At 59.3% G+C, this 18,161-nt stretch carries 15 protein-coding genes and 1 pseudogene; 8 read left to right on the forward strand and 8 right to left on the reverse strand.

Features of this window, described 5'->3' with window-relative positions:
• The first annotated feature begins 77 nt into the window (after positions 1 to 77).
• Positions 78 to 2,861 carry a bifunctional [glutamate--ammonia ligase]-adenylyl-L-tyrosine phosphorylase/[glutamate--ammonia-ligase] adenylyltransferase gene (gene glnE / locus FSY59_RS09475; protein WP_148728868.1) on the forward strand — a complete coding sequence of 928 codons (2,784 nt, stop codon included), beginning with the start codon at positions 78 to 80 and terminating at the stop codon, positions 2,859 to 2,861.
• 393 nt (positions 2,862 to 3,254) lie between these two features.
• Positions 3,255 to 4,479 (forward strand): annotated as a pseudogene (locus tag FSY59_RS09480) (IS3 family transposase).
• A 29-nt stretch (positions 4,480 to 4,508) separates the two neighbouring features.
• Here FSY59_RS09480 and FSY59_RS09485 read toward each other — a convergent pair.
• Positions 4,509 to 5,126, reverse strand: coding sequence for a glutathione S-transferase C-terminal domain-containing protein (locus FSY59_RS09485; RefSeq protein WP_003060124.1), 618 nt, complete (start codon positions 5,124 to 5,126; stop codon positions 4,509 to 4,511).
• Between the two features lie 170 nt (positions 5,127 to 5,296).
• Between FSY59_RS09485 and purB the strand changes: the two genes are divergently transcribed.
• Both purB and FSY59_RS09495 read left to right on the forward strand, forming a co-directional pair.
• Positions 5,297 to 6,676 (forward strand): adenylosuccinate lyase, encoded by a 1,380-nt coding sequence (purB, locus tag FSY59_RS09490; RefSeq protein WP_148728869.1) that lies wholly within the window; start codon positions 5,297 to 5,299, stop codon positions 6,674 to 6,676.
• A gap of 150 nt (positions 6,677 to 6,826) precedes the next feature.
• The gene (locus FSY59_RS09495; protein ID WP_003060119.1) at positions 6,827 to 7,387 is read left to right on the forward strand and encodes a YaeQ family protein; all 561 of its coding nucleotides are present in this window, start codon (positions 6,827 to 6,829) and stop codon (positions 7,385 to 7,387) included.
• Positions 7,388 to 7,390: 3 nt separating this feature from the next.
• Here the strand turns inward: FSY59_RS09495 and FSY59_RS09500 are convergent, their stop codons facing one another.
• Complete coding sequence (locus FSY59_RS09500) at positions 7,391 to 7,840, reverse strand: DUF3717 domain-containing protein (RefSeq protein WP_003060116.1); 450 nt, start codon at positions 7,838 to 7,840, stop codon at positions 7,391 to 7,393.
• Between the two features lie 424 nt (positions 7,841 to 8,264).
• On the opposite strand from FSY59_RS09500, the gene FSY59_RS09505 reads away from it, so the two are divergent.
• The 3 genes from FSY59_RS09505 to FSY59_RS09515 all read left to right on the forward strand — a co-directional run bounded on the left by FSY59_RS09505 (position 8,265) and on the right by FSY59_RS09515 (position 10,083).
• Positions 8,265 to 9,020: a TerC family protein gene (locus tag FSY59_RS09505; RefSeq protein ID WP_003060114.1), complete on the forward strand. Its 756-nt coding sequence runs from the start codon at positions 8,265 to 8,267 to the stop codon at positions 9,018 to 9,020.
• Positions 9,021 to 9,153: 133 nt separating this feature from the next.
• Positions 9,154 to 9,621 (forward strand): hypothetical protein, encoded by a 468-nt coding sequence (locus FSY59_RS09510; protein WP_003060111.1) that lies wholly within the window; start codon positions 9,154 to 9,156, stop codon positions 9,619 to 9,621.
• A 111-nt stretch (positions 9,622 to 9,732) separates the two neighbouring features.
• Positions 9,733 to 10,083 carry a phage holin family protein gene (locus tag FSY59_RS09515; RefSeq protein WP_029158475.1) on the forward strand — a complete coding sequence of 117 codons (351 nt, stop codon included), beginning with the start codon at positions 9,733 to 9,735 and terminating at the stop codon, positions 10,081 to 10,083.
• Here FSY59_RS09515 and FSY59_RS09520 read toward each other — a convergent pair.
• A complete protein-coding gene (locus FSY59_RS09520; protein ID WP_148728870.1) occupies positions 10,042 to 11,688 on the reverse strand; it encodes a M48 family metalloprotease in 1,647 nt (548 codons plus the stop codon). The genes FSY59_RS09515 and FSY59_RS09520 overlap by 42 nt on opposite strands.
• A gap of 200 nt (positions 11,689 to 11,888) precedes the next feature.
• On the opposite strand from FSY59_RS09520, the gene moaC reads away from it, so the two are divergent.
• Positions 11,889 to 12,350 (forward strand): cyclic pyranopterin monophosphate synthase MoaC, encoded by a 462-nt coding sequence (gene moaC / locus FSY59_RS09525; RefSeq protein ID WP_148728871.1) that lies wholly within the window; start codon positions 11,889 to 11,891, stop codon positions 12,348 to 12,350.
• Positions 12,351 to 12,387: 37 nt separating this feature from the next.
• Here the strand turns inward: moaC and FSY59_RS09530 are convergent, their stop codons facing one another.
• From FSY59_RS09530 to FSY59_RS09550, 5 genes are all read right to left on the reverse strand, one after another.
• Complete coding sequence (locus FSY59_RS09530) at positions 12,388 to 14,103, reverse strand: PglL family O-oligosaccharyltransferase (protein WP_148728872.1); 1,716 nt, start codon at positions 14,101 to 14,103, stop codon at positions 12,388 to 12,390.
• 10 nt (positions 14,104 to 14,113) lie between these two features.
• Positions 14,114 to 14,548, reverse strand: coding sequence for a pilin (locus FSY59_RS09535; RefSeq protein WP_148728873.1), 435 nt, complete (start codon positions 14,546 to 14,548; stop codon positions 14,114 to 14,116).
• Between the two features lie 188 nt (positions 14,549 to 14,736).
• Positions 14,737 to 15,456: an FHA domain-containing protein gene (locus FSY59_RS09540; RefSeq protein WP_148728874.1), complete on the reverse strand. Its 720-nt coding sequence runs from the start codon at positions 15,454 to 15,456 to the stop codon at positions 14,737 to 14,739.
• A gap of 312 nt (positions 15,457 to 15,768) precedes the next feature.
• Positions 15,769 to 16,317, reverse strand: coding sequence for a single-stranded DNA-binding protein (gene ssb, locus FSY59_RS09545; protein ID WP_003060089.1), 549 nt, complete (start codon positions 16,315 to 16,317; stop codon positions 15,769 to 15,771).
• Between the two features lie 190 nt (positions 16,318 to 16,507).
• Entirely contained in the window at positions 16,508 to 17,680 is a 1,173-nt protein-coding gene (locus FSY59_RS09550; RefSeq protein ID WP_043377121.1) for an MFS transporter, read from the reverse strand.
• Between the last annotated feature and the right edge of the window lie 481 nt (positions 17,681 to 18,161).

Here is an 18,161-nt window from a genome sequence, read left to right on the forward strand (position 1 = left end):
ACCACACGTTGCCGAGCTGATTACCTGCCTGCCTGACACCATTTTTTACGGTCCGCATGCAGTCCCCAGAGCAAGCAATGGCAGAAAACGCCCTCAATGTTCCTTCCCCGGCCCAGTACTCGCGCTTTGTGCAGCGCCTTCACCGCCGTTACGAGAACTGGTTTGACGCCTTGCCGCCGGGAGCCCCCGACCGGGCCCTGATGGAGCAGGCCCTGGGCACGCTGCAGTCGCGTGGCCTGGACCTCTCTGCGGCACTGCGCGTGCTGCGCCAGCTGGTGATGGAGCGCATCATCGTTCTGGACTGCGAACAGCAGGCACCTCTCGCCGTGGTGACCAAGGCCGTCACCGAGCTGGCCGAGCTGGCCCTGGACCGCGCCTGCACCCAGGTGCGCGCCGAACTCGACAGCCGGCATGGTGCGCCTCAAGGCCCTGCCGGCCAGGAAGTCCAGTTCTGGGTCATAGGCATGGGCAAGCTCGGCGCCCGCGAGCTCAATGTCTCCAGCGACATCGACCTGATCTACGTCTACGAACATGACGGCGACACCCAGGGCAAGGCCGACGGGCGCGGCGTGATCTCCAACCACGAATACTTCGGCCGTGCCGTCAAAGGCATCTTCAGCCTGATCGGCGACACCACCGAACACGGCTTTGTCTTTCGCGTCGACCTGGCCCTGCGGCCCAACGGCAATTCAGGCGCCCCCGCCGTTTCGCTGTCCTCGCTGGAGGAATATCTGCAGATTCATGGCCGCGAGTGGGAGCGCTTTGCCTGGCTCAAGAGCCGCATCGTGGCGCCGCTGGCCGATATCCAGACCCCCAACGTCCAGGCTCTGCGCAGCGTGGTGCTGCCTTTTGTGTTCCGCCGCTATCTGGACTATGCGGTGTTCGACTCGCTGCGCAGCCTGCACCGTCAGATCCGCGACCATGCGTCCAAGCGCAGCGCGGGCCACCCCGAACGCGCCAACGACGTCAAGCTCTCGCGCGGCGGCATCCGCGAGATCGAATTCATCGTGCAGCTGCTGCAGGTGGTGCGCGGCGGCCAGTTCCCCGAGCTGCGGCGCCGCCCTACGCTAGAAGCCCTGCAGCGCCTGGTGCAGGCCAATTTGATGAGCGCCGAGATTGCCGACGCCCTGAGCCGCGCCTACATCTTCTTGCGCCAGGTGGAGCACCGCATCCAGTACCTGGACGACCAGCAGACCCATGTGCTGCCCACGCGCGACGATGATCTGCTGTGGATTGCCCGTACCCTGGGCTATGCCGATGCCTGCGGCTTTCTGCACCAGCTGGACGAGCACCGCGAACTGGTGGCGCAGGAGTTCGACACCTTGCTGGGCGGTGACTCCCAGCAGTGCAGCAACGGCCATTGCAATGCCGCCAAGGCGGCGGCAGGTGGTCCGCCCACGCCACGCGACATCGAGGAGCTGATCGAGGCCCTGCCGCCGTCACTGGCCGGCCAGGTCGCGGACTGGCGCAGCAACACCCGCATCAACGGCCTGCGTGACGAGGCCCGTGCGCGCTTGTTCAGGCTGGTGGAACGCACCGCGCAATGGGTGGAAAGCGGCCAGTCCGGCGAGGAAGCAGCCAAGCGTTTTCTGCAATGGCTGGAGCCTCTGCTGCGCCGCGAAAGCTACCTCGCGCTGCTGCTGGAACGGCCGGCGGTTCATGAAAGACTGCTGCATCTGCTCGGAGCGGCGCGTTGGCCTGCGCGCTATCTGCAGCAACACCCCGGCGTGATCGACGAGCTGGCCAGCGATGCCATTCTCAAGGAACGCTTTGTCGCAGCAGACTTCGAGCATGAGCTGGCCATGCGTCTGGCCGCCCTGCAATCCACGGGCGAAGACGACGACGAAACCCTGCTCAATCTGCTGCGCCGCGCCCACCATGCCGAGGTCTTCCGCACCCTGGCGCGCGATATCGAAGGCCGCATCAGCGTGGAGCAGGTGGCCGACGACCTGAGCGCGCTGGCCGACAGCGTGCTGCGCATCACGGCCCAATGGTGCTGGAGCCGGCTCAAGAGCCGCCATCGCGATACGCCGCGCTTCGGCATCGTGGGCTACGGCAAGCTGGGCGGCAAGGAGTTGGGCTACGGCAGCGATCTGGACATCGTCTTCGTCTTCGACGACGACGATGACCGCGCTCCCGAGATCTACGCGGCCTATGTGCGCAAGCTCATCAACTGGCTGACCGTCAAGACCGGCGAAGGCGATCTGTTCGAGATCGACACCGCGCTGCGACCCAACGGCAACTCGGGCCTGCTGGTGACCAGCTTCGAGTCCTATGCCAACTACCAGCAGCAACGCGGCAGCAATACCGCCTGGACCTGGGAGCACCAGGCCATGACGCGTGCCCGCTTTGTGCTGGGCAGCCGCGATTTTCCCTCGCCGGCAGGCATGCCCGCGACCGACCTGCACCTGCATCAGCGCTTTGATGCGGTGCGCGAAGCCGTCATCACCGCACCGCGCGATGCCGCTGCGCTGCGCAACGAGATTGAAACCATGCGTGAGCGGGTACGCGGCGCCCATCCGGTGCGCGGCGGCCTGTTCGACGTCAAGCACAGCCCCGGCGGCATGGTGGATGTGGAATTTGCCGTGCAGTACCTGGTGCTGGCCGAATCCGGTGCACACCGCGAGCTGATCGCCAACGTGGGCAATATTGCCTTGCTGCAGCGCGCCGAAGACGCGGGCCTGCTGCCCAAAGACGTGGGCTATGAAGCCGCCAAGGCCTACCGCGAGCTGCGTCGCCTGCAACACGTGGCGAGACTGGACGAGCGCTCCGGGCAACTGGAGCCGGAGCAGGCCCAAGTCCAGCGCGAAGCGGTACTCAAGCTCTGGACTGCGGTGTTCGTGCCCGGTACCGCAACCTAGGACAGGCAATCATGTCACGGGATTGAAGATTGGTGAGCGCCCGCTTTTCATGGCACTGGCAGCATCCATCAAGATTTGCCTACAGGCATTGCCAAACTGTTACAAAAATGAAACCCACTAGGGCTGGAACTTCTGCAACAGTGTCTTATCTGATAGTCAAGTGCAATGAACTGACAGGTCTGCATTCACCAATTTCCAGTTGCGAAGCCTGTGGGTACGCCCATTGAAAAATCCCCGGAGCGCTTCTCCTCCCTCCCTCTCTTAATTCGTTTCGGGATGCTTCGCAACTTTTTTATGCCCCAAGAAAAAGGCCACTTTCGAGTGGCCTTTTTCTTGGCTGTGACCCGTCCTGCCAGAGGTTGACACCTTTTCTTGAAGGAAAAGGCAGGTCTCATGGAATCAGGCTCCAAGCGAACCCACAGGGATTACACGCTGGCCTTTAAGCTGGCAGTGGTCGAGCAGGTGAAAAAAGGCGAGTTGACGTGCAGGCAAGCGCAGGCGCGCTACGGGATCCAGGGTCGATCGACGGTGCTGGTGTGGCTGCGCAAGCACGGTCGCCAAGGTTGGGGGCGTGGTGCATCCCATGCAGCCATGCCCTGACATGCCCCCCAGCACTGAGGCCCGAGCAGCAGATCAAAGCCTTGCAAGTGCAGCTCAGAGAGGCCAACGGGAAGGCCCAGCTGTTCGAAGCGATGCTGGCTGTTCTCAAGAAGGACTATGGAGTGCGCGTCGTAAGAAAGCCTTCGGGCAAGTCCTCGCCCAGCGGCTCGTCCAAGGGCTGAGCCGACAGGCGTACTACCAGGGCCAACGGCGCCACGCCCAGCGTGAGAGCCGGGCCGAGGCGGTGGTGCAGTTGGTGCACGATCGGCGGGTTCGCCAGCCCAGGCTGGGTACGCGCAAGTTGCACCATCTGCTGCGCCAGCCGCTGGGGCAGGCGGGTATCCGCCTGGGGCGCGATGCGCTGTTCGATGTGCTGCGCAACGCCCGGATGCCGGTGCCCGTATGGCGGGCGTATCACAAGACCACAGACAGCCATCACCGGTTTCGTCGTTATCCCAATCTGCTCAAGGCGGGCGATCAGCCGGTGTGCGCCAGGGCCAGCGAGCAGGTCTGGGTGGCCGACCTCACCTATCTGCCCACGGCCGACAAGTTCGTCGACCTGAGCCTGGTCACCGACGCCCACTCGCGCAAGATAGTGGGCTGGCGTGTACATGACAACCTGCAAACCGAGCCGAGGGCCCTGGCCCTGAAGATGGCCTTGCGTGCCCGCCAGAGCCACCAGCGCCTGGTGCACCATTCGGACCGGGGCATCCAGTACTGCTCGAGCTACTACCAGAGCGTCCACCAGCGCCACGGCCTGGACTGCTCAATGACCGATGGCTAGGACGGCTACCAGAATGCGCTGGCCGAGCGGGTCAACGGCATCCTCAAAGGCTAGTTGCTGCTGCAGCGGCCCGCCGACTTGGAGCAGGCCCGGCGCATGGTGGGTAAGTCGGTGAGGATCTACAACAGCGAGCGCCGCCATCAATCGTTGAAAATGCAAACCCCCGATGCGGTGCATCGGGCGTCCTTGGGCGGCATCCGCCGGCTTGAATTACCGTCCGAGGTGTCAACCTGATCCAGGACGGGTCACTGACATGCCGCCACTCAGTGGGGCACGGTATTCACAAAGCTGGGGCGCGCCGCCAGCTTGGTCAGCAAGGCGGCCAGATTCGGATGCTCGGCGCGCCAGTCCAGCTCGGGAAAGCGGAAATCCAGCCAGGCCAGGGCGCAGCCGACGCTGATATCGGCCAGCGTCAGATGCGTGCCGCCGCAGCAGAACGGCTTCTCGCCCAATCCCTGCGACATGACCTTGAGCGCGGCCCGGACCTTGCCCATCTGGCGATCCATCCAGGCCTGGCTACGCTGCTCTGCGCTGCGGCCTGGCCAGGTGGCCTCCAGCCGCACCAGAACGGCAGCATCCAGCATGCCGTCGGCCAGGGCCTCCCAGGTCTTGACCTCGGCGCGCTCGCGGCCCGTGCCCGGAATCAGCTTGCCGACCGGCGAAAGTGTGTCCAGATATTCGACGATGACGCGCGAATCGAACATTGCCTCCGTGCCATCCATCACCAGACGCGGCACCTTGCCCAGAGGATTGCCCGTACCCGGTGAAAGCGCTTCCTCCCAGGGATTTTCTTCGACAAATTGATAGTCCAGCTTCTTTTCGGCCAGCACGACGCGGACTTTGCGCACAAAGGGGCTGGTGGTGGAGCCTATTAGTTTCATAGCAGCGGTTCCATGACACGGGTCACCGGCGACGGGCCGGTGCAATGATTCTATGCGCTGCCATGGCGGCCCGGCGGCCGCCGCACCGGGTCTGCATGCGCGCCAGCCACGGCCGCCGAGCAACCCAGCGCTGCGTGCGACTGATGCAGCGCACCTACAATTGCGCCACCATGATCCTGTCCTCCCTCACCGCCATCTCTCCCTTGGACGGCCGCTACGCCGCCAAGCTGTCCGCACTGCGCCCCATCATGAGCGAATACGGCTATATGCACCGCCGTGTTCAGGTCGAGGTGACCTGGTTCATCGCCCTGTCCGATGCCGGCTTTGCCGAATTCCCCGCGCTGTCGGCCGAGTCGCGCGACTATCTGCACGCGCTGGTCGCCAACTTCTCCGAAGCCGATGCAGACGCCATCAAGGCCATCGAGAAGACCACCAACCACGACGTCAAGGCCGTGGAGTACTGGATCAAGTCCAAGTTCGACGGTCGCGCCGAGCTGCAGAAGGCCGCCGAGTTCGTGCACTTTGCCTGCACCAGCGAAGACATCAACAACACCAGCCACGCCCTGCAGATCCGCGTCGGCCGCGACACCGTGCTGATGCCCGCCATCGACGGCATCATCGCCAAGCTGCGCGAGATGGCCCACCTCTACGCCGAAGTGCCCATGCTCAGCCGCACCCACGGCCAGACCGCCTCTCCCACCACCGTGGGCAAGGAGCTGGCCAACGTGGTCGTGCGCCTGCAAAAGGCCGCTGCCAACATCGCCGGCGTCAAGATCCTGGGCAAGATGAACGGCGCCGTGGGCAACTACAACGCCCACCTGTCGGCCTGGCCCGAGTTCGACTGGGAAGCCTTCAGCCAGAACGTGGTGGAGTCCGCCGAGCCCAAGGGTCTGGGCATCAGCTTCCAGCCCTACTCCATCCAGATCGAGCCCCATGACTACATGGCCGAGCTGTTCGATGCGATGGCTCGCACCAACACCATCCTGATCGACCTGTCGCGCGACATCTGGGGCTATGTGTCCCTGGGCTTCTTCAAGCAGCGCCTGAAGGCCGGCGAGATCGGCTCGTCCACGATGCCCCACAAGGTCAACCCCATTGACTTCGAGAACTGCGAAGGCAATCTGGGCATGGCCAACGCCATGCTCAAGCATCTGGCCGAAAAGCTGCCCATCAGCCGCTGGCAGCGTGACCTGACCGACTCCACCGTGCTGCGCAACATCGGTGTCGCCTTTGGCTACACCACGCTGGCCTACGCTTCGCTGATGACCGGCCTGAACAAGCTGGAGCTCAACGAAGAGCGCCTTCAGGAAGACCTGAACAACGCCTGGGAAGTGCTGGCCGAGCCCATCCAGACCGTGATGCGCCGCTATGGCGTGCAGGGCGCCTACGAAAAGCTCAAGGAAGTCACGCGCGGCAAGACCGTGCTGGCCGAAGATCTGCACCGCCTGATCAACGGTCTGGAAATCCCCCAGGCCGACAAGGACCGTCTGCTGGCCATGACGCCTGCCTCCTATATCGGCAAGGCTGCCGAGCTGGCCAAGCGCGTTTGATTCGCAAGTTTGGTCCAAAAAAAAGATAGCTGCTAGCGCTTTATATTCAAGCTTTTCAGCATCAAAGAGCTGCCAAAGCCAATGTTTATTGGCGCTGGCAGCTCTTGTTTTTGATAGTTTTCAAAAGGACTGCCTGCGGGCAGCACCGCCATGGCCATCAAGTCCACCATCTTCAAAGCCAATCTGTCGATTGCCGACATTGACCACAACTACTACGCCGACCACAATCTGACGTTGGCGCGCCATCCCAGCGAAACAGATGACCGCATGATGGTGCGCCTGGTGGCCCTGGCGCTGAACGCCTGGAAGCTGCAAGACCTGTGCAACGGTGACGGCACTCTGGGCTTTGGCATTGGCTTGTCCGACCCTGATGATCCGGACGTGCACATCACCGATTACACCGGCCAGAAGCGTCTGTGGATCGAAGTCGGCCAGCCCGACGAAAAGCCCATCACCAAGGCCTGCAACAAGTCGGACCATATGCTGGTCTACCCCTTCAACCACGCCGCCCATGTCTGGTGGAAGGGTCTGGAAGGCAAGCTGGCCCGCCAGAGCAAGCTGGAAGTGCATTACATCGACTCGGAAGTGGCCCAGCAGCTGGGCTCTCTGGCCGAGCGCAGCATGCAGCTGCAGGCCACGATTCAGGAAGGCCAGCTCACGCTGTCCAGCAATCTGGGCACGGTGTTTGTCGAGCCCACGCGCTGGAAATAAGCTTCAGAAACTCTGGCCGCGCCGCTCCGCCGCGCGCTCCGCATAGCGGTTGAAGCGCCAGGAATCGCCCTCGACCGTGATGCGGCGCCATACGGCCCGCTTCTCGGCGGGCTCCATGGCCGTCCAGTACTGCACTTCGTCAAAGCTGCGGCCGCAGCCCTTGCATTTCTCATCGCCCTGGCTGGTGGAGCAGATGGCAATGCAGGGTGTATCGGGCATGGTGTCGAACCAGGCCAGCCAGGCCGCCATGGCATGTGACGGAAAGCCCTCCACGGCCACGTCGGGCTCGCATTCATAGATCATCAGCGCATACACCTCGGCCAGAGCCTTGACCTCGGGTGCCAGCAGCACGCCGTCGGGCGATGGGGCACGGCCTCGCCAGTAATTGATGGCCGCTTCGATGTCGGTGATGTGGATGGCAGTCATGGAGCAGGCATCATAAGCCGCTGCCATGAGGCCTGCGCCAGCAAGGTTGCTGCGTTTTTGGTAGCTACCCGCGCTTTGTGCAAAAGCGTCGCAAGACTGCTGCTCAATATAAAACCTGTGAACTAGATGGGTTTTGGAGCTTGAAATCCCATGCCTGCTGTGTTGAAATGCACAGCTTCGAAGGGGAGTAGCTTATCGGACGCATGTTGTGCGTCATGAGCGGATGGTCGTCAATACGAAGCGCAAGCTTCCGGCCATGCGGTTTGCAGACTGACTGCAATCGAGCAAGACCTTTGATAGGCCGATGACGGTCAATCAAAGTGACTTCCCCTGCACGATTCCTCGCGCGGGTTTGCGCTTCGACTTACGTCACCTTGGTCTTCACCCGCTGGCGTCAAGTGCCAAACCTATGCAGACTGCACCAGCGGCATTCCACAACGAGGAAAATCACATGGATCTGGACTTTCTGACCCACACGCCCTTCTGGATTGCGCTGGGCCAAATCATCATCATCGACATCCTGCTGGGCGGCGACAATGCGGTCGTGATCGCACTGGCCTGCCGCAAGCTGCCCCCCGAGCAACGCCGCAAGGGCATCATCTACGGCACGGCCGGCGCCATCATCCTGCGCATCATCCTGATCGCCTTTGCCATGGTGCTGCTGCAGCTGCCCTTCCTGAAGGTCGTGGGTGCCGTCCTGCTGATCTGGATCGGTATCAAGCTGATTGCTCCCGATGACGAAGGTCACGACAACATCGAAGGCAGCGACAAGCTGTTTGCCGCCATCAAGACCATCATCGTCGCCGACCTGGTGATGTCCGTGGACAACGTGATCGCCATCGCCGGCGCCGCCCAGAGCTCGGGCGACCACCAGATGCTGCTGATCGTGCTGGGTCTGCTGATTTCCGTGCCCATCATCGTCTGGGGCTCGCAGCTGGTCATCAAGCTGATGGAGCGCTTCCCCATGATCATCGTGGCCGGCGGCATGCTGCTGGGCTGGATCGCGGGCGGCATGTTCGTGACCGACCCCGTGTTCGTGAACACCGAGAAGTGGCTGTGGATGCCCAAGCTGGGCACCACCGATGCACAGGGTCTGGCCGAGATCTCCAAGACCCTGTACTGGGCAGCCCATATCGGCGGCGCGCTGCTGGTGCTGGCCCTGGGCAAGTTCATTGCCAGCCGCCGTCCCGCGGTTGCAGCCCACTAAGTCTGGAAAACCCGGCAATTCGTGAAGGAATGCGGGAACTGACCGCAGCCTTCACGACTCACAATAGAAACAAGTCGGCACATTCCTACAGAGGTGCCGCATTCTTCAACCTTCGTTCCCGTTAGGACGCACTTTGAACCCCATCATTGTTTACGTGGATGACGCCACATACGCCCAGCCTATGCTCGAGGCACTGGCGGGATCAAGCCAGGCGGCTTCCTCCCACTGGTTGCTGGTGGCCTGTGCTCCGCGCATGACCCACCGTGTGAGCAAATGGGTCAGCCATCGCGCTCGCGAGAACTGGCGCGGCAAATGGGCCGACAAGCTGTTTACGGCCTTGATGCCCGTCATGGCGACGAGCGGCGGCAAGGTCACGCCCGTCTTGGCCAAGGGCCCGCTGACCGAGCTGGTTACGGAGCTGCAGCAGGAACATGGCGCAGCACAGATCATCGACGCCCGCCGCCCCAAGCAGGAGGCTGTACAAGCCGCCCCCGTCAATGCCAAGACCAATGCCAACGGCGGCCGCTGGAATCTGCCTGGCACCATGGCCGCGATTGCCGCCATGATGGGCTTTGTAATCGACGACTCGCTCTCGATTTAAGAGCAGCTTCCAAACCTTGAAAGCCTTGTGCGGTGGCCGCTGCACAAGGCTTTTTTCATGGGCCGGCAGCGCGCCAGCGCGCAGGCAGCACCTACTGCTATGCTGGGCGGCATGAAAATCCTCGTCAAATGGCTTCTTTGCGCGGCGGCTCTGCTCGGGGTCGCCTATGTCTACAGCGGCGTCCAGGTGCAAAGCTTTGGCTCAGCCATGATTGCGGCCCTCGTCATCGGTCTGCTCAACACCATCATCCGGCCCATACTCGTAGTGCTGACCCTGCCCGTGACCATCGTCACCGTGGGTCTGTTCCTGCTGGTGGTCAACGGCCTGATGTTCTGGATGGCCTCGGGCCTGCTGGGCGGCTTCCACGTTGCCGGCTTCTGGGCCGCCATGCTGGGCGCGCTGATTTATTCGGTGCTGGGCCTACTTATTGACCGCCTTGTCGCGCAGCTGTTCCCGGAGTAGCTCTTCGACGGCACGCAGACGCGTGTCGATGATGGAGGCCTCGAAGTAATCCGCCCTGGCCCCGGCCTTGCGGGCCAGATCCTGGGCCGCCTTGAAGCGATCCACCGCTGCCGCATAGTCATAGTGGGCCACCTGGGCCTCGGCCTCGGCCCGCAGGGCGCGCATTTCCTGGCCCTGGCTGCGCCATACGCGCGCCAGCGTCTGCCAGGCCGAACCATCGCGGGGATGGTCCGTCACCCAGGTCTGCAAGGGACTGGCCATGGAGCCTGCCTGGTTGAGCCTGAGCAGGATCTCCGTCTTGAGCAGCAGCTCCGGCCTGCGCGGCGCAACCCGCTCCACCACGTCAATCGTGGCCAGACTGGGCCCGGCCTCACGTGGCCCGGCCAGATTGCCACTGGCCGTCGCCTTGGGGGCAGCCTGGGGAGCCAGCACCGACTGCAAGGGCAAGGCAACCAGGGCCGCCTGTGAATTGTCGGCCTTGAACTCGAGCTCGGCATTCAGCCATTTGGCTTGAATATTCGCTGGCGCATTGCCTGCCGTCGCCACGAGCAGCCGCTGCACCATCTCGCGCGCCAGCGGCCAGTCGCGCAGATACATGGCGCTGAGCGTGGCCGCATAGAGCTGAGCGACCTGCTCGAACTGGCTCAGACTGGAAAAACTGCCGGAACGCGGCAACGTGGCCCACTGGCGGCGCACCTCGACACCGGGGTTGGAAATCACACGGGCGCGGGCCGACATCATCACATGCTCCAGCGTAGGCACGGGGTCGGCCGCGCGCTTGCCGGGCGGAATGCGCGAATCCATGTCCGCGATACGCTGGGTAGTCAAGGGGTGGCTGCGCAGATAGGGCCAGCTGCCGTTGTCGTTGAGCCGGCTGGCCTGCTGCAGCTTGCCGAACATGCTCACAAAACCCTGGGGAGCAAAACCGGCAGGAGACATCAGGCTATAGCCCATGCGGTCCGCCTCGCTCTCCATGGCGCGCGAGAAATTCAGCTGGTTCTGCATCACGGCCGCCGGACCGCCCATCATGATGGCCATGGCCGCATCGGGGCTGCGCGTGGCCGCCAGGGCGCCCAGCAGCATGGAAGCCAGCATCAGCGGCGTCTGCTTGCCCTGCTGCGCCATCATGCGGGCAATGTGGCGCTGGGTGATGTGGCTGGTTTCATGGGCAATGACCGAGGCCAGCTCATCGCCGCTGCTGACCACGCCGATCAGTCCCAGATAAACGCCCATATAGCCGCCGGGCAACGCAAACGCATTGACCTGGCGATCCTTGCCCAGCAGCAGCGTCCAGGCAAAGCGCTCCTCCAGCTCGGGCGACAGCTCGCCATTCTTGCGCGCCGCATCCTGCAGATGCAGCCAGATGCCTTCCACATACTCCTGCAGCACCGGGTCATCCAGATAGTCCGGGTCGCGGTACAGCTCGCGGGCGATGGAGTCACCCAGGCGCCGCTCCTCGCCCGTGGTCAGCGACGAGGCACCGTCACCCAGAGTCGGCAAACCCGCCGCCCGGGCACCGGGTGCCAAAGGTGAGACTGCTTGAATAGCTATCAAAACAGAAGCTGTCAGGGCTTTTAAAATATGAACTTTACGCAGTTTTGGCATCAAAAATGGCATGGCAATCACAGCATTGCCGGCTTATGGATCTTCCATATGCCGACCGTTCAACACCCCACTATGATGCCTTGATTGATGGAGACGGCGACATGCCCGCCTGGGATGCCCAGGTAAAGCCGCCAGTCCGTCTCCGCTCAACCGTGATTGGGCGGCAGAACCCAAGCCGTCTGCCGCCGGAAAGAACCGCCATGTCCTCTCTTACCCACTTCGACGCCCAGGGCCAGGCCCATATGGTGGACGTCGGCGCCAAACCCAGCACCCATCGCATCGCCGTGGCCGAAGGCCGCATCACCATGAAGCCGGAAACCCTGGCCATTGTGCAGGCCGGCACGGCCAAAAAAGGCGACGTGCTGGGCGTGGCCCGCATCGCCGCCATCATGGCCGCCAAAAAAACCAGCGACCTCATTCCGCTCTGCCACCCCCTGGCCCTGACCCGCGTTGCCGTGGAGTTTGAGCTGGAGCCCAAATCCAGCTCCATTCTCTGCACCGCCACCGTCGAGCTAAAAGGCCAGACCGGTGTGGAAATGGAAGCCCTGACCGCCGTACAGGTTGGCCTGCTGACGATCTACGATATGTGCAAGGCGGTGGATAAGGGGATGGTGATGGGCGGGGTCCGGGTGCTGGAGAAAAAAGGAGGGAAATCAGATTAGTTCCGTTTTTTCAATCGCTCAGATTCCTTGTCGGAAATTAATTCCCCCATTGGGAATCATACGTCTTGATTTTTTTTTCGAGATGCATACAGCTATCTCTCCCAAAAAAAAGACAGTAATTTATTATTTCTTTTTTTACTCTAAAATAATCTTTTTCATTTATTGATATAAATATTGAAATTTCCATTATTTTTGGAGTTGGTAATGACCGAGACAAATCAATCAAATATTGATTTTCATCTCCTGTAACTTTATTCAGCGATGACATATCCGTAATAAGATGTGCATCCAAAAAATCACAGTACATTTTAAGAAAACACTTGCCAGATCCTGTAAATGGGGTACTTAGTTCGACATTTAAATTTTGCAGTCTTAATTTTTTGAAATTTTTTTCAATTGAATAAAAATCAAATATTGAATAGATAGTAAGAAAAGAAATAGTGACATACACAACATAAAAAACGACAGACTTTATTTTAGTAACCTGCGTATTATTTTTCAATGGATTTGCAAGCCCAACAAATAATGAAAGTGGAAGTAAAAAATAAGCATAGTTCTCAGGATACTCAAGCATTGAATGCGTAACAACTGGAATTATTGATAAATATGCGTACCCAGAAATTGATTCTTTGGCTTCATAAAATGCTTTAATTATTATTTTTATCAATACCAAGGAAAATATCAGTGCAAAAGGAACACCAAACATCAAGGCAACATCTACAACAATATTGTGACTACTACTTGGAACACTTCCCTCTGCAAAGCCCAAGTGACTTGGCAGCACTTCTTTATACATACCAATGATATTTCCAGGGCCATAACCGAGTAAATATTTTTCTTTTAAACCATCCCAAGCCATAGACCATAGGAGGTATCTGCCTGACTCAAGGCCACGGTCCCCCTGGGATACAAAAGATAAAGGTGATATATCCATCCACCAAGGAAATGTATGAGCAATTAAAAATAATGAAATTAACGGCAAAAAACCCAGAAAAATATATTTCCTCTCGAATTTCTTAATGCAGGCGTAATATACCCCAACAAGAAATAAAGATATATAAGATGTTCTCGAGTATGTCAGGTATATGCAAAAACTAGAAACCAATATAAACAATGAGACAATTGCAACATTTTTTGCGTTTCTCGAAAAATAAAGCGCTGCACAGATGCCCAGAGAAAGCAATGTAGCCAAATGATTGGGCTGAGCCAAATTAGCGGAGAATCTATCACCGGAAGCAGGATAAATCCAGATATTTGTTATTAACTCATTATTAGCATACCCCAGCCATTGATAAATGACGATGAAACTACTGATTGTTGAGGCGAAAATTATTGCAATCAATAGAAACTTAAAAAAATCTTCTTTACTTGTACCGCCTTCATTGGTAGAAGATGCGACCGTATAAAAAATCAGCGCATTTCCAGCATACAGAAAATATGTAAGATTTTTTGTCCCCCAATACCTTTCTCCTTGCGCATTAAAAAAACTTATTACTAAGCTTCCAACAAAAAGATAAAATATCAAGTCATACTTAAATATTAAGTCTTTTCTCAGAAATAGCAGCACCAATAAAGATATTGTGATATATGAAACCACCTCGTTATTTATTGACGAAATTAGTGGTGACTGTACACTCCATAAAAAACAGGTAGAAATTGCAAAAGAGATTAATAAATAACATATGGATCTGCTAAAGAAAAAGGCCCTGTCCAGGGCCTTTTTCTCGCCAAGCATTTTCAGCTTAAGCCACATATTAACTAGCTTAACGGCACTCAGAGGGAACGTACTTCTGCTTTGTAGTGTCAGAAAGACCGCACTTCCAAGAGATGTTGCCGTCGGGCACAGTACCAGAGGCAAGTGCAGCCCCTGCAACTGTAGGTGTCAATGTCAGTGTAATGTTCTTTGCCGCAGAGGAGGTAACAACAGTAATAACACCGTTATTAGATGCCACAGCCAAGCTTGCTACATTGCTGGTCGCGGAAATTCCTGTAAAACCCAGGCTCAGGTCACGACCAGTAGCTGCATTTTCAGAAACCAGTGTCTTAGCGGCAGCAGCTTGCACCAAACCTTCAGACACGCGTGCGCGCACGGTGTAATCCTGATAAGCAGGCAGAGCCACAGCAGCCAGAATACCGATGATCGCCACAACGATCATCAGTTCGATCAGGGTGAAACCCTTTTGAATGGAACGCTTCATTTCAAACTCCCTTGTTGGATGAGACCCAACGTATGAAGCAAGCTGCATGCCAACAATTTGACAGAGGCAGCGCCTGCAACAGACGACACGTTTGGCAACACGAACGCGAGTTTAAGTAACAATTTTGGCGTTCCCGTCACAAGCAATGACAAATTTGTCAGGCTCTTGGTGCAAGTCAAGCCGGCTTCTCACTCCACGACAAAGCGCATGGTGCTGCCTGCCAGGTCCACAGTGTCGCCATTGAGCAGGGGCACGGAGAGCGGCCCGACTACCTGACCATTGAGCTTGAGGTCTTCGCTGGCACCTTCCAGTTGGGTAAGCACAAAGCCATGGGGCTTCTGGGTGATGGAAGCAATGGCTACCCCGGGCTTGCCCAGGGTGGTGACGACCTTGAAAAGCGCTATTTCCTTGCCTGCCAGGCTGCCGGTGAGCATGCGAATCACGGCGTGACGCTCCGGCAGTGCGGCAAGCGAGCCCTGAATGGTGGAACTGAAGCTGGAGATTTCGCCAAACCCGGAAGGGCTGGCCAGTTTGGCATGGCCGCTGTCCGCCTCTTCCGAAATATGCGCCAGCGCTGCCTTTTTCCCGCCCTGGGCAGACGCAATATGGGTATCGGGGATCACGGTGTCGAGAAAGCGGATCTTGTAACGCCCAATGTCCAGCAGGTCGCCGTTGAGCAGATACTGCTTCTGGATGGCACGGCCATTGACATAGGTGCCGTTGGTGCTGCGCAAGTCCTCGATGCTGACCTTGCCGCCAGTGATGGTGAGCACGGCATGCTCGCCGCTGACCGCCAGATTCTCGATCACGATGTCGTTATAAGGACGACGACCCACGGTCGTGCGCTCCTTGGTGAGCTGCACTTCCTTGATGACTGCGCCGTCGATTGAGATGACCAAAGTCGGCATGCTCGAAGCTCCTGAGGAAACGCCAAGTCCCGCTTGGCTGCACTGGCAGAGATCCCTCACACTTGAGTGTGTGATTCAGCGCCCGGACATTAATCGTAACCGGATGAAACGCGCCTGGATGCAGCATCTTATTTCACTAATTCGATGAAGCCAGGGATCCGATTGAAATTTTCAACTCTGCTGCCATTCGCCTGCAACATCCATGGAATTGTTCCTGCAGCCTCTCAGTCACCGCAAAGAAAAAGCCCGCGCTGATGGAAGCGCGGGCTTTTGCAGATTCCTGGAAAGCGGCAACTTCCGCCAGTCCGTGAATTAGAAGGGAATGTCGTCGTCCATGTCGTCAAACCCCGACGCAGCGCGCTGGGGAGGAGGAGCCATGGGAGCGGGAGCAGAACGCTGCTGCATGGGTGCCGGTGCGGGGCGCTGCTGCATGGGCGCGGGAGCTGGACGGCTGGGCGCCTGATAGCTGCTTTCACCATAGCCATCGTCACCACCGTAGCCGCCTTGCTGCTGACCGCCGCCCTGGCGGCTACCCAGCATCTGCATGGTGTCGGCGCGGATTTCGGTAGCGTAACGCTCCTGGCCGGAGGCCTGATCGGTCCATTTGCGGGTGCGCAGGCTGCCTTCCACATAGACCTGGCTGCCCTTGCGCAGATACTGCCCCACGATTTCGGCCAGCTTGCCGTTGAAGACCACGCGGTGCCATTCGGTGGCTTCGCGGTTTTCACCGGTGTTCTTGTCGCGCCAGCGGTCCGTGGTGGCGATGGTCACATTGGCCACCTGATCGCCGCTGGGGAAGGTACGCATTTCGGGGTCACGACCCAGATTGCCGACGATGATGACTTTGTTGACGGATGCCATAGAGATACCTTTTCAAAAAGTGGCCCGGGCAGTCAAGAAAGGTCCCGAACCAATGAAGCTCGTATTCTGCCCCAAGCCCGACCTGAAGAGCACGGGATTTCCCGATATCCCACATCGGCCATGCCGGGCGCTCCGGCAACTGCGCGCAGGCAGCCGAGCAAGAGACTGAGCCTTCGCAGGCTACTGCATCTCAGTGGCGGCCTACCGGGCGCAGCGGCCAGGTCACGGCCAGCCACAGGGCAACCAGCACCGTCGTCATGATGAACAGGCCCGGCACACCCGCAAATTTGGCGACAGCACCGCCGACAGCACCGCCGGCAAACAGTCCCAACGACTGCAATGTGTTGTAGGCACCCAAGGCCGCACCGCGCAGCGGCGCCGGAGCCATGCGCGAGACCAGGCTTGGCTGGGTAGCCTCAAGCGCGTTGAAGCCGCAGAAGAACAGAAACATCAGCAGCGCCATGCACCAGACCGTAGGAATGGTGCCGCTGGCGGCCAGCATGCCCAGACCGATCTGCACGACCAGCACCAGGCCGATGGCCCCCAGCAAGGCGGTGCGCAGCCTGCCCTTGCGCTCCATGGAAAACAGCAGGCCCATGGCCACAAAAGACAGCAGCACGGCCGGCAGATAGATGTGCCAATGCTGCTCCTTGGCCAGACCGGCCTGTACCAGCATGGCCGGCACGGCAACCCACATGGACATCTGCACGGTATGCAGAATGAACACGCCGAAGTTCAGGCGCAGCAGATCGGACTGGCCCAGCAGCTCGCTGAACCGCCCCTTGGGCGCATCGGCATGCTGCCTGGGCTCGGGCGGCACTACCCACAGGACCACGGCAATACCGGCCAGCGCCAGCGCGCAGGTCAGGCCGAAGATGCCGGACAGTCCAATCCAGGCGTTGAGCAGCGGTGCCAGCACCAGCGCCAGCGCAAACATCAGGCCGATGCTGCCGCCCACCAGGGCCATGGCCTTGGTACGCACGCCATCGCGTGTCAGGTCTGCCAGCAAGGCCGTGACCGCGGCAGACACGGCGCCCGCGCCCTGAATGGCACGCCCCGCCATCAGGCCGGTCAGCGAATCGGCCATGGCCGCAATCAGGCTGCCCGCCGCAAAGACCAGCAAGCCAGCGACAATGACAGGCTTGCGGCCGATACGGTCGGAGGCCAGACCGATGGGCAGCTGGAACAGGGCCTGGGTCAGACCATACAGACCCATGGCCAGGCCGATCATGGCCGGGTCGTCACCACCCGGGTACTTGCGCGCCTCCAACATGAAGACGGGCAGCACCAGGAACAGGCCCAGCATGCGCAGCGCAAAGATCAGCGCCAGAGCGCCGCTGGAGCGGCGTTCCTGGGAGGTCATGGTGGAAGGGGATTTGTCCGTGCCCTGCGTGCCCGCGCTGGGGGTGGTATTGATTTTTTTCACGCTCAGATTTTGCCAAGAGTCAAACTCTTATGCCCAGGTTAACTAAATCACTGCCGGGCAAAAGAGAGGAAATAAAACCGTAGATTGTCCGTGAACCTGAATCCATTAGGGTCTATTGAGGTTTGCTCGGAGTCGCGAAGGTATATGGCCGATTGCCAATCCAGACGCGTGACGCAGTGCGGGGCCCATCCGCACAAGGAACGCAACGACGAGCGGCGGCCGGCCATACACCGTCCCTTCGGGTTGCAGCGACAAAAGCCTGTCTGCGTTATTGCCTGCCTTTGCAAGGCATCAGCCTTGCTGCGGTCCGGCGCCTAGCATCCAAGCCCTTGTCGCTGCAACGCGATCTTCGACCAAATATCAACAGACCCTAGTCACGCTCATTCCCGTCTGACTATCATGGAGAGTTTTCCCCGTC

Source organism: Comamonas sp. Z3 (assembly GCF_008121565.1).
Classification (GTDB): domain Bacteria; phylum Pseudomonadota; class Gammaproteobacteria; order Burkholderiales; family Burkholderiaceae_C; genus Comamonas; species Comamonas brasiliensis.

Coding starts and splice junctions, on each gene's coding strand:
- glnE (WP_148728868.1), top strand. CDS start 78: ATGGCAGAAAACGCCCTCAATGTTCCTTCCCCGGCCCAGTACTCGCGC.
- FSY59_RS09485 (WP_003060124.1), bottom strand. CDS start 5,126: ATGAAACTAATAGGCTCCACCACCAGCCCCTTTGTGCGCAAAGTCCGC.
- purB (WP_148728869.1), top strand. CDS start 5,297: ATGATCCTGTCCTCCCTCACCGCCATCTCTCCCTTGGACGGCCGCTAC.
- FSY59_RS09495 (WP_003060119.1), top strand. CDS start 6,827: ATGGCCATCAAGTCCACCATCTTCAAAGCCAATCTGTCGATTGCCGAC.
- FSY59_RS09500 (WP_003060116.1), bottom strand. CDS start 7,840: ATGGCAGCGGCTTATGATGCCTGCTCCATGACTGCCATCCACATCACC.
- FSY59_RS09505 (WP_003060114.1), top strand. CDS start 8,265: ATGGATCTGGACTTTCTGACCCACACGCCCTTCTGGATTGCGCTGGGC.
- FSY59_RS09515 (WP_029158475.1), top strand. CDS start 9,733: ATGAAAATCCTCGTCAAATGGCTTCTTTGCGCGGCGGCTCTGCTCGGG.
- FSY59_RS09520 (WP_148728870.1), bottom strand. CDS start 11,688: ATGCCAAAACTGCGTAAAGTTCATATTTTAAAAGCCCTGACAGCTTCT.
- moaC (WP_148728871.1), top strand. CDS start 11,889: ATGTCCTCTCTTACCCACTTCGACGCCCAGGGCCAGGCCCATATGGTG.
- FSY59_RS09530 (WP_148728872.1), bottom strand. CDS start 14,103: ATGTGGCTTAAGCTGAAAATGCTTGGCGAGAAAAAGGCCCTGGACAGG.
- FSY59_RS09535 (WP_148728873.1), bottom strand. CDS start 14,548: ATGAAGCGTTCCATTCAAAAGGGTTTCACCCTGATCGAACTGATGATC.
- FSY59_RS09540 (WP_148728874.1), bottom strand. CDS start 15,456: ATGCCGACTTTGGTCATCTCAATCGACGGCGCAGTCATCAAGGAAGTG.
- ssb (WP_003060089.1), bottom strand. CDS start 16,317: ATGGCATCCGTCAACAAAGTCATCATCGTCGGCAATCTGGGTCGTGAC.
- FSY59_RS09550 (WP_043377121.1), bottom strand. CDS start 17,680: ATGACCTCCCAGGAACGCCGCTCCAGCGGCGCTCTGGCGCTGATCTTT.